The following is a 9975-nucleotide window of genomic DNA, read 5'->3' as shown; positions in this document are numbered from 1 at the left end:
CCGCCCTCGTGAAAGTAGGTCATCGTCAGACTAACCCACAAAACAAAGCCCTGCTCTCAAAAGAAAGCAGGGCTTTGTTACGTCAACGCGCCGAATAAACATAAACGCCACCCACAACGCGCTCGAAAACAGCCGCAAAAGCCTGCATCGACACCAGGCAGATCAGTCCCGCAACCGCCACGCCTCCCGGCGATGCCTCCAAAGCCCGAACCTCAGCACAACCTCTTCTTCAGGCGGTAGTTCAGCTGAGGACGCGTCATGCCAAGCAGGCGGGCCGCTGCCGATAGATTGCCGCCAGCGCGTTCTACCGCTCGATTGAGCAGGGCTTGCTCGAATGCATCGAGCTCGATGCCGCTGTCGAGTACGGCGTCGGGTAGGTCGATGCTGTTTGTCTGCTGCATGGTGTCAAGACTTCCGCTCGCGTTCAGCTGTTGCTGTAAGCCGGATTCCGGTGCTGCGCCGATGAAAAGGTGCTCCACTTCGACAAGGCCATTGAGCGGTGCGAGGATCACGCCGCGCTCGATCACGTTTTCCAGTTCGCGCACGTTACCGGGCCAGCTGTGGTTCTTCAGGGCGTGCATTGCTTTGTCGCTGATGCCTGACAGGCGTTTGCCGTGCAGTGTCTCGAAGCGTCGCATCATTGCTTCGACAAGCGTGGGGATGTCTCCCACCCGCTCGCGTAGTGGTGGGATCGTGACTGGGTAGACGTTGAGGCGGTAGAACAGGTCCCGACGGAAAGTGCCCGCATTCACCGCACGCAGCAGGTCGACGTTCGTAGCTGCTACCAGACGAACATTCACCTTCCGAGTACGTTCATCGCCGAGGCGTTCGATTTCACCCTCCTGGAGTACTCTCAGCAGCTTTGCCTGGGCGGAGAGGGGGAGTTCTCCGACTTCGTCCAGAAAGAGGGTGCCACCGTCAGCGCGTTCGAACTTGCCTGCTCGTGAAGCGTGGGCGCCTGTAAACGCTCCTCGTTCAACCCCGAAAAGCTCGGACTCGATCAGCTCGTCCGGGAGCGCTGCGCAGTTAACCGCGACGAAGGCGGCATCCTTGCGGGGACTGAGCTCGTGCAGCGTGCGTGCGAAGCGCTCCTTGCCTACGCCTGTTTCGCCGAGCAACAGTACGGAAACGTTGGTGACCGCAGCGCGCGCGACGAGGTCATAGGCGTGAAGGAAGCCGGCCGAGTTGCCGATCAGATCGGGGGTCTTGCGCGGACAGGCGATGGTCCTGCGCATGGCTTCGATTTCCTCACGCAGTTCAAGCAGGCGCCCAACGATGGAGTCGGCCTCGAAATAGGGGCGCAGCTGGTCGGCATCCGGCCATTCCTCAACCGGTTTGCCAACGATGCGGCAGTGCTCGACACCTGTGGCAGCACATTCGACTTCGCGGAACAGAATGAAACGGCCCATGAACGCGCTCGTATAGCCCGAGGCGTACCCGATCATCATCCAGCACACCGGGTTCTCGACCTCGCCGAAAGCCTGGACATGTGCTTCTGCTTCCCACGAGTGGTGCCAGATGAATTCGCCGTAGAAGGTACAGCCCGGCTGATTGATCTCGAGACGAACGGGTTCAACCCGGGCACAGCCTTCCAGCATGTGGAGCTGAGGCCCCATTACGAAGGCCTCGGCGGGGTCGGCCGAGCCGCGCGTGCGGCGAGATAGCTTCGCATCGCGCATACCCGATGCGAAGCCCATGCGGGTGAGGATGCGCCGTGCCTGCTCCTGTCCGACCGACGCGATGAGCTCCTTGCGTAACTCCGAGAGTGCGCCGGCATGCAGCAGCAGCATGCGGTGCTCGCCCAGCCAGATCAGTCCTTCTTCCGGGGCAAACTTGAGCAGGCCGCGTAGGTCGGTGCTCTCCGGGTAATGGATGGAACTCAAGCCTCTCCTCCTCGTCCTGCCTCAATGCTCACTCTCCGGCGAGCCCTTGGTGTTCGCGTAGCGGTACGCGACACGTCATTCGGGAGCTTACCTGACACACGGGTACAGGAGAACTCCAGCGCTGTTCGAATAGTAAGCAAAATCTCGAGAAAAAGGAATTGGGTGGTATATTTCTTGAGTGGGGTTGTGGCGAGAAGGTGTGGTGCACGTTCTGCTCACACCTGTACGACAAGAAAGGCGAGGAGGAGGAGCAAAGTGGTAGAGAAGTTTTCGGTATTGATCGAGGACAGCGGTGAGTTCGTGCGCTGTGGCGCGGACGATAACGTGTTGCGGGCGATGGAGGTCTTGGGGCGCAAGGGCATTCCGGTGGGCTGTCGCGGTGGTGGCTGCGGCGTCTGCAAGGTTCGGGTGACCACCGGCCGTTACCACACGCGCAAGATGAGCAGGGCCTGCGTAAGTGAGGCGGAAGAGGCGGTCGGGATTGTTCTTGCGTGCAAGCTGTTCCCTGACAGCGACCTCGAGCTCAAGGTGGAGGGCAAGATGTTGAAGGCGCTGAAGAGGCCCGCGGTGGATGGGCCAAGGCAGGCGTAGTCCGGGCCTGGTCGGGTTGCGAAAGGGCTGGTACGTGTTGGCGTACCAGCCCTTTTTTCATGGTGCATGGCAATAAATGGAATTGATCAAATGATCAAGCGAGTTTTCTGATTGAGCATTTCATCAACAGGAATCTTCCTCCGTCTCCGCTGTAAATCTCGAGAACCTGGCTTAGTGCGCGTAAATGCTCGGAGTTGTGAGATTGGCACGGAATTTGTTTAGCTCCCTGCAGAAGCACCCCAGCATTCACCAGTTCGAACGGGAGGTACCTCGGCAAATGGACAAGCAAGCGCCTGTGATCGACGTCAGTAGAAAGTACGTGCGCCTCATCGAGCGGAGACCCGACGGTTTCATCGAGTTCGAGTTTGCGATCGGAGAGCCGGATCTGTTCGCCGAGATGTTGCTTCCAGCCGAGGCGTTCAAGGCGTTCTGCGAAGCCAACGAGGTCATCCATCTCGGTCCTCGCGAGGCCTCGGACGCGGCCGAGAACGCCGACTGGAACTGGAGCCTGCACCAGGCAACCCACCAGCGATTCCGTTGAATCGCTTACGAATCATAAGGAGGAGAGTTCATGCAGATCGATTTGCGCACGGTGTCCATCAAGCCTTTGCGGCACACCTTCGACAACATCGCACGTCGAATTGGGGGCGACAAACCGGCGTCGCGTTATCAGGAAGGCACGCTCGACATGCAGCAAACGGCCAACTTCCACTACCGGCCGACCTGGGACCCTGAGCACGACATCTACGATGCCTCGCGTACCGCGATCAAGATGGCGGACTGGTACGCGTTCAAGGATCCACGCCAGTTCTACTACGGTGCCTACACCATGGCGCGCGCCAAGCAGCAGGATACCGCGGAGGCGAACTTCGACTTCGTCGAGAACCGTGGTCTGGCTGCGACGCTGCCCGAATCGGTGCGAGAGACCGTGCTCAAGGTGCTGCTGCCGCTGCGCCATGTCGCCTGGGGTTCGAACATGAACAATGCCAGCGTCTGTGCCTACAGCTACGGTACCGGTTTCTCGCAGCCACATATCTATCACGCGATGGACCAGCTCGGCATCGCGCAGTACATCACCCGTGTCGGCTTGCTGCTGGGCGATGTCGAGTCGCTCGAGGAGGCCAAGCGGGCCTGGGTGGAGGACGACGCCTGGCAGGGGCTGCGCCGTTACGTCGAGGACACCTTCGTCATCAAGGACCCGGTGGAGTTGTTCGTCGCCCAGAACGCTGCGCTCGACGGCCTCCTGTACGCGCTGGTGTACGAAACCATCATCGACGATGTGCTCTCGTCGCAGGGCGGCACGCCGGTGGCGATGCTCACTCAGTTCATGACCGACTGGTTTGCCGAAACCCGTAAGTGGGTCGATGCCACAGTGAAGATCGCGGCCAGCGAGTCGGCGGAGAACAAGGCTGTCATGGCCGGCTGGCTGACGCACTGGCGCGACCGTGCTGCTGCCGCGCTGCTGCCCGTTGGCCGCATTGCATTGGGTGATCGCGCCGACGAGGCCCTGGCCGAGGTGGTCCAGCAGTTCAATGCGCGCATGGCCAAGGCCGGCGTCACCCTCTGAGGAGAGCTCCCGAATGTCGACCGTATTCCTTGCTTTGCAGACCAACGAGGAAACCCGCCCGATCATCGAGGCGATCCTGCAGGACAACCCCGGCGCTGTCGTTGATGAGCAGCCCGCGATGGTGAAGATCAACGCCGAGCGCGAACTCATCGTTCGCCGCGAAACGATCGAGGAGATCACCGGGAACGACTACGACCTGCAGTCGCTGCAGGTCAACATGATCACGATGTCGGGCAACCTCGATCAGACCGACGACGAAATCCGCCTTTTCTGGAAGGCCTGAGGGACATAGGAGACTCCGCACATGGACATGCAAGTTGCCAAGAAGAAGCTGGGCCTGAAGGAACGCTACGCGGTGATGACGCGCGGTCTGGACTGGACGCCGTCTTACCAGAAGATGGAGGACATCTACCCTTACATGCAGTACGAGGGGATCAAGATCCACGACTGGGACAAGTGGGAGGATCCGTTCCGCCTCACCATGGACGCCTACTGGAAGTACCAGGCCGAGAAGGAGCGCAAGCTGTACGCGATCATCGACGCCTTCAACCAGAACAACGGCCACCTCAACGTCACCGATGCGCGCTACGTCAACACGGTCAAGCTGTTCATCAGCGGCATCAGCCCGCTCGAGTATGTTGCGCACCGTGGCTTTGCGCATGCCGGCCGCGCCTTCCCCGGCCCCGGGCCGCGCGTCGCCTGCCTGATGCAGTCGCTCGACGAGATCCGCCATGCCCAGACCCAGGTGCACTCGATCTCGAACTACAACAAGTACTACAACGGCATGCACGACTTCCACCACATGCATGACCGCGTGTGGTTCCTGTCGGTGCCCAAGAGCTTCTTCGACGACGCCATCACCGCGGGCCCGTTCGAGTTCATGGTCTCGATCGGCTTCTCGTTCGAGTACGTGCTCACCAACCTGCTGTTCGTGCCCTTCGTCTCGGGCGCCGCCTACAACGGCGACATGGGTACGATGACCTTCGGCTTCTCGGCGCAGTCCGACGAGGCGCGCCACATGACCCTCGGCCTGGAGGTGATCAAGTTCATCCTCGAGCAGGACCCCGCCAACGTGCCGATCGTGCAGCGCTGGATCGACAAGTGGACCTGGCGCGGTTATCGCGTCCTGACCCTGGTGGCGATGATGATGGACTACATGCTGCCCAAGCGCACGATGAGCTGGAAGGAAGCCTGGGAGGTGTACTTCGAGGAGAACGGCGGTGCGCTGTTCAAGGACCTCGCCCGCTACGGCATCACCATGCCCAAGTGCGCCGAGCAGATCGCGCTCGAGAAGGATCACCTTTCGCACCAGGCCTGGAGCACTTTCTACAACTACGCCGCCGCTGCCAACTTCCACACCTGGATGCCGGATGAGGACGAGATGGCGTGGCTGTCGAGCAAGTACCCGGAGAGCTTCGACAAGCATTACCGCCCGCGCTACGAGTTCTGGCGCGAGCAGGCCGCCAAGGGCAATCGCTTCTACAACAAGACGCTGCCGATGCTGTGCCAGACCTGCCAGATTCCGATGCTGTTCACCGAGCCGGGCGACCCGACCAAGATCTGCTATCGCGAGGTCGATTACAAGGGCGACAAGTACCACTTCTGTTCCGACCACTGCAAGGAGATCTTCGAGCACGAGCCCGAGAAGTACGTCCAGTCCTGGCTGCCGGTTCACCAGATCTATCAGGGCAACTGCTTCCCCGAGGGTACCGATCCCACCGTCGAGGGCTTCGATCCGCTGGCAGCCGTGCTGAAGTACTACAACCTCGAATTCGGTCGTGACAACCTCGACTTCGACATTTCCGAGGACAAGAAGAACTTCGCCGAATGGCGTGGCCAGGCGACGAAGAACGCTTGATCGTCCACCGCGCCGGGTACGAAGGTGCTCGGCGCAACAAGGACTTAGCTAGGAGACAAGACATGGCTGTTGCCGCTGTTTCGAAATACGAATTCGCTCCCGCCGACACCCAGGACAAGTTCCATGGTGCCCAGTTGCTCTACATCGGCTGGGAGGACCACCTGCTGTTCTGTGCCCCGTTCTGCTTCCCGTTCCCACCGACGATGCGCTTCGGCGACGTCGTCGCCGGCCCGATGCAGGCCGCCTTCGGCTACCACCCGGACTTCGCCCGGATCGACTGGAGCACGGTGGAGTGGCTGAAGTCGGGCAAACCGGTCGTGCTCGACTTCGACAAGTCGCTCGCCGACAACGGGCTCAAGCACAAGGACGTGATCCGCTTCCGCACGCCTGGACTTGCTGGCATCAAGGGGTCGTGCAGCTGACGCCGAGCAGAAATGGCAGCCCGTTCTGGCGGGCCGCCATCGGCATCCGGTGGAGAACGGAAAGGAACGGGAACGGATCATGAGCTACGAACTGACCATTGAACCAATCGGCCAGACGATCGAAGTGGAGGAGGGCCAGACCATCCTCGACGCTGCACTGCGCGCCGGCATCTGGCTGCCCCATGCCTGTTGCCACGGCCTGTGCGCAACCTGCAAGGTGCAGGTGATCGACGGCGAGGTCGACCACGGCGAGGCGTCGAGCTTCGCGCTGATGGATTTCGAACGTGACGAGGGCAAGACCCTGGCCTGTTGTGCGCGTCTCGAGTCCGACGTGACGATCGAGGCCGAGATCGAGGAGGAGGCAGACGCGGAGTCGATCCCGGTGCGCGACTTCCCCGGTACCGTGACCCGCATCGAAACGCTCACACCGACGATCAAGGCGGTCTTCATCGAGACTGACGAGCCGATGCATTTCCAGGCTGGCCAGTACATCAACTTCTTCCTCGAAGGCGGCGAGTACAGCCGTGCCTTCTCGCTGGCGAACCCGCCTTCGAGCGGACGCGAGGTCGAGCTCAACATCCGCGTCGTCCCGGGTGGCCGCGGCACCACCTGGATCCACGAGCAGCTCAAGGTCGGCGAGCGTGTGCGCCTGTCCGGTCCCTACGGTCGCTTCTTCGTGCGCAAGTCGGCGCCCGAGGCGCTGCTGTTCATGGCCGGCGGCTCGGGGCTGTCCAGCCCACGCTCGATGATCCTCGATCTGCTCGAAGCGGGCGATACGCGGCCGATGACGTTGGTGTATGGGCAGCGCAACCGCAGCGAGCTTTATTACCACGACGAGTTCCTCGCGCTCGCCGCGAAGTACCCGAACTTCACCTACGTCCCGGCCTTGTCCGACGAGCCGGCCGACTCGGCGTGGAACGGTTTGCGCGGCTATGTCCATGAGGCCGCGGCGACGCACTTCAACAATGACTTCCGCGGCCACAAGGCCTACCTGTGCGGCCCGCCGCTGATGATCGACGCCTGCATCACCGCACTCATGCAGGGACGGCTGTTCGAGCGCGACATCTTCATGGAGAAGTTCTTCTCCGCGGCCGACGTCCAGCAGGTTCGCAGCCCGCTGTTCAAGCGCATCTAGTGCGAGGCGCCGGCGTGGCCGGCATCCGATTGCGCAGGGGAAAGGGCCTCAACCGCTGCGCGCAACATCGAGGCAATGCAAGGCGCCGCCGGCCGTCGGCCGGGGCGAACAATCACGAAGGAGGGACATACCTATGGCAATGACTGGCGTTCTGCGTCCGGGCCACGCTCAGATCCGCGTTCTGGACCTTGAAGAAGGCATCAACCACTACGGCAAGGTGCTCGGCCTGATCGAGACGGGCCGTGACAGCCAGGGCCGGGTGTATTTCAAGGCCTGGGACGAGCGTGACCACAACAGCGTGATCCTGCGCGAGGCCGATACGGCCGGCATCGACTTCTTCGGTTTCAAGGTCGCCGACCAGGCCACCCTGGACAAGCTCGATCGGGACCTTCAAGCCTATGGCCTGATGACCGAGCGTATCCCCGCTGGCGACTTGCTCGAGACCGGCGAGCGCGTGCGTTTCGAGGTGCCGTCAGGGCACCAGATCGAGCTCTACTGGGAGAAGAGCGACTACGGCACCGATGACACCTACACCAATCCGCCGCCCTGGACCGATGAGGCCGAGCGTGGCATCGCGCCAATCCGGCTCGATCACTGCCTGCTCTACGGTCCGGACATCGAGAAGGTGCAGGACATCTTCTGCAAGGTGCTCGGCTTCTATCTCGTCGAGCACGTGATCATGGAAGACGGCAAGACCGACCTGGCGATCTGGCTGTCGTGTTCGACCAAGGCACACGACATCGCCTTCGTGCGTCACCCCGAGCCGGGCAAGTTGCACCACGTCTCGTTCCTGCTCGAAAGCTGGGAAAAGGTGCTGCGTGCGGCCGACATCATGTCGATGAACAAGGTATCGATCGACATTGGTCCGACGCGTCACGGCATCACCCGCGGGACCACGATCTATGCCTTCGATCCGTCCGGCAACCGCTTCGAGACCTTCTGCGGCGGCTACCAGTGCTATCCCGACTGGAAGCCCGTCCGGTGGACGTGGGACGAGGTCGGCACGGGGATCTTCTACCACGACCGCAAGCTCAATGAACGCTTCCTGACGGTCGTGTCCTGAGCGCTTCGCCTGCTTCCCACAGGCTCTGGCCCCGCGGCGCGGCATGCGTCGCGGGGGCGGTCAGCACGGCGGGCTCAGAGCTTCTTCTTGCCGGTGAAGAAATCCGTCGGCATGCGCTTGACTGCATCGAGCGTGCGCAGGATGTGCTCGGTCAGGATGGAGGTTGCGCGCGTCGTATCGCGCGCAAGCGTTGCATCGAACAGGGCCTGATGCTCGGCGTGGATGTCGCGCTCGATGGGTTGGCGGAACGGGCTGATCCTGCGATAGCGCTCGGACTGTTGATAGAGGATGTTCTGGAAATGGCGGATCCAGCGCGAGGGCGAGGCCGAGATCAACGCCTCGTGGAAGGCGCGGTTGCGCTTCTCCCACTCTTCGGTGGTGCCCGGGTCGTGGTCGGCCAACTTCTCTTCTGCGCGCGACAGGCGGTGGAATGCGGCGACGACGCTGGCTTCCCAGTCGTCGCCACCGAGCGTGATCGACTGGCGCAGGGCCTCGGTCTCGAGCAGCACGCGGGTGCGGGTGATGTCTTCGAAGTCGGCGATGGAGATGGGCGCGACGCGGAATCCGCGCTGGCCCTGTGTCACCACGAGCGCGTCGGTCACCAGCAGCAGCAAGGCCTCACGCAGGGTTCCTGCGCCGACGTCGTACTGGTCCTTGAGGTGCTCGACGCGGAGTTTTTCGCCGGGTGCATGGACGCCTTCGATGATGTCGCGCCGCAGACGCTGGTAGGCGCCCTCGACCAGGGTTTTGGGTTCGGCAGCGGCATTCGACAACAGGGCGGCTTCGCTCATGATGGCTGAAGGTAATGGTGCGATGTAGCTGGATTCTAGCCCACTGGCGTCTTGTTCGCAGGCTTAATCAAATCTCGAGAAAAATGCTTGACGTCGATAAAATGCTCGATTACCTTCGTCAAGCCGTCACAGTGACCCGCCATTGCCAGGAGCACCGAGGATGAAGATTGCAGTTCAGCAAGCCACGATCAGCTGGGAGTCAGCTCATGTAGCCGTACGCGCGGCGGTCGAGTGCGCTGTCGAGCTTGGCGTCCGCATCAACGTCGGCGTCGCCGACTCGGCAGGAAACCTGGTCGCATTCCTGCGCATGCCGGGCGCCTTTCCGCAGTCGATCGGGATCGCCATCGACAAGGCGCACACCGCTGCAGGCTTTGGTTTCCCCACTGCAGACTGGATGAAGATTGTCGGTGACAACGAGGGCATGAAGTTCGGCTTCTCGGCGCGCCCCGGCCTGGTGGTGTTTGGCGGCGGCCTGCCTGTCCGTGTCGATGGGCAGCTCGTCGGCGGTATCGGCGTATCCGGGGCGTCGGAGGAGCAGGACAGTGTCTGTGCGCGGGCAGGGCTGATCGCCATTGGCGCTGACGATGTTCCGCTGTAATGAGTGGCTGGCTCCCCTCCAGTCCAAGGTTTGCAGTCGTGCGGCGGTCCGCCGTGCCTCTCCCTCT

At 61.8% G+C, this 9975-nt stretch carries 11 protein-coding genes; 9 read left to right on the top strand and 2 right to left on the bottom strand.

What is annotated here, in order from left to right:
• Nucleotides 1–212: 212 nt before the first annotated feature.
• Nucleotides 213–1883, bottom strand: coding sequence for a sigma-54-dependent Fis family transcriptional regulator (locus C662_RS17435; RefSeq protein WP_002932131.1), 1671 nt, complete (start codon nt 1881–1883; stop codon nt 213–215).
• 255 nt (nt 1884–2138) lie between these two features.
• Here C662_RS17435 and C662_RS17430 point away from each other — a divergent pair, with 255 nt between their 5' ends.
• The 8 genes from C662_RS17430 to C662_RS17395 all read left to right on the top strand — a co-directional run bounded on the left by C662_RS17430 (nt 2139) and on the right by C662_RS17395 (nt 8519).
• Nucleotides 2139–2474 (top strand): 2Fe-2S iron-sulfur cluster-binding protein, encoded by a 336-nt coding sequence (locus C662_RS17430; protein ID WP_002932130.1) that lies wholly within the window; start codon nt 2139–2141, stop codon nt 2472–2474.
• A 277-nt stretch (nt 2475–2751) separates the two neighbouring features.
• Nucleotides 2752–3015, top strand: coding sequence for a phenol hydroxylase subunit (locus C662_RS17425; protein WP_002932129.1), 264 nt, complete (start codon nt 2752–2754; stop codon nt 3013–3015).
• A gap of 30 nt (nt 3016–3045) precedes the next feature.
• Nucleotides 3046–4041: an aromatic/alkene monooxygenase hydroxylase subunit beta gene (locus C662_RS17420; protein ID WP_002932128.1), complete on the top strand. Its 996-nt coding sequence runs from the start codon at nt 3046–3048 to the stop codon at nt 4039–4041.
• A gap of 13 nt (nt 4042–4054) precedes the next feature.
• Nucleotides 4055–4324, top strand: coding sequence for an MmoB/DmpM family protein (locus C662_RS17415; protein ID WP_002932127.1), 270 nt, complete (start codon nt 4055–4057; stop codon nt 4322–4324).
• A gap of 21 nt (nt 4325–4345) precedes the next feature.
• Complete coding sequence (locus C662_RS17410) at nt 4346–5899, top strand: aromatic/alkene/methane monooxygenase hydroxylase/oxygenase subunit alpha (RefSeq protein WP_002932126.1); 1554 nt, start codon at nt 4346–4348, stop codon at nt 5897–5899.
• 62 nt (nt 5900–5961) lie between these two features.
• Nucleotides 5962–6321 carry a phenol hydroxylase subunit P4 gene (locus tag C662_RS17405; protein WP_002932125.1) on the top strand — a complete coding sequence of 120 codons (360 nt, stop codon included), beginning with the start codon at nt 5962–5964 and terminating at the stop codon, nt 6319–6321.
• Between the two features lie 79 nt (nt 6322–6400).
• A complete protein-coding gene (locus C662_RS17400) occupies nt 6401–7456 on the top strand; it encodes an NADH:ubiquinone reductase (Na(+)-transporting) subunit F (RefSeq protein ID WP_002932124.1) in 1056 nt (351 codons plus the stop codon).
• 133 nt (nt 7457–7589) lie between these two features.
• Nucleotides 7590–8519: a catechol 2,3-dioxygenase gene (locus tag C662_RS17395; RefSeq protein ID WP_002932123.1), complete on the top strand. Its 930-nt coding sequence runs from the start codon at nt 7590–7592 to the stop codon at nt 8517–8519.
• A 74-nt stretch (nt 8520–8593) separates the two neighbouring features.
• On the opposite strand, the gene C662_RS17390 is transcribed toward C662_RS17395, so the two are convergent.
• Nucleotides 8594–9310 (bottom strand): FCD domain-containing protein, encoded by a 717-nt coding sequence (locus C662_RS17390; RefSeq protein WP_002932120.1) that lies wholly within the window; start codon nt 9308–9310, stop codon nt 8594–8596.
• A 160-nt stretch (nt 9311–9470) separates the two neighbouring features.
• On the opposite strand from C662_RS17390, the gene C662_RS17385 reads away from it, so the two are divergent.
• Complete coding sequence (locus C662_RS17385; protein WP_002932116.1) at nt 9471–9908, top strand: GlcG/HbpS family heme-binding protein; 438 nt, start codon at nt 9471–9473, stop codon at nt 9906–9908.
• The last annotated feature ends 67 nt before the right edge of the window (nt 9909–9975 follow it).

Origin of the sequence: Thauera sp. 28 (assembly GCF_000310145.2) — a bacterium.
Classification (GTDB): domain Bacteria; phylum Pseudomonadota; class Gammaproteobacteria; order Burkholderiales; family Rhodocyclaceae; genus Thauera; species Thauera mechernichensis.
The sequence above is the reverse complement of the archived record's forward strand: the minus strand, read 5'-3'. Positions and strand labels throughout refer to the sequence as shown.

Coding starts and splice junctions, on each gene's coding strand:
- C662_RS17425 (WP_002932129.1), top strand. CDS start 2,752: ATGGACAAGCAAGCGCCTGTGATCGACGTCAGTAGAAAGTACGTGCGC.
- C662_RS17420 (WP_002932128.1), top strand. CDS start 3,046: ATGCAGATCGATTTGCGCACGGTGTCCATCAAGCCTTTGCGGCACACC.
- C662_RS17415 (WP_002932127.1), top strand. CDS start 4,055: ATGTCGACCGTATTCCTTGCTTTGCAGACCAACGAGGAAACCCGCCCG.
- C662_RS17410 (WP_002932126.1), top strand. CDS start 4,346: ATGGACATGCAAGTTGCCAAGAAGAAGCTGGGCCTGAAGGAACGCTAC.
- C662_RS17405 (WP_002932125.1), top strand. CDS start 5,962: ATGGCTGTTGCCGCTGTTTCGAAATACGAATTCGCTCCCGCCGACACC.
- C662_RS17400 (WP_002932124.1), top strand. CDS start 6,401: ATGAGCTACGAACTGACCATTGAACCAATCGGCCAGACGATCGAAGTG.
- C662_RS17395 (WP_002932123.1), top strand. CDS start 7,590: ATGGCAATGACTGGCGTTCTGCGTCCGGGCCACGCTCAGATCCGCGTT.
- C662_RS17390 (WP_002932120.1), bottom strand. CDS start 9,310: ATGAGCGAAGCCGCCCTGTTGTCGAATGCCGCTGCCGAACCCAAAACC.
- C662_RS17385 (WP_002932116.1), top strand. CDS start 9,471: ATGAAGATTGCAGTTCAGCAAGCCACGATCAGCTGGGAGTCAGCTCAT.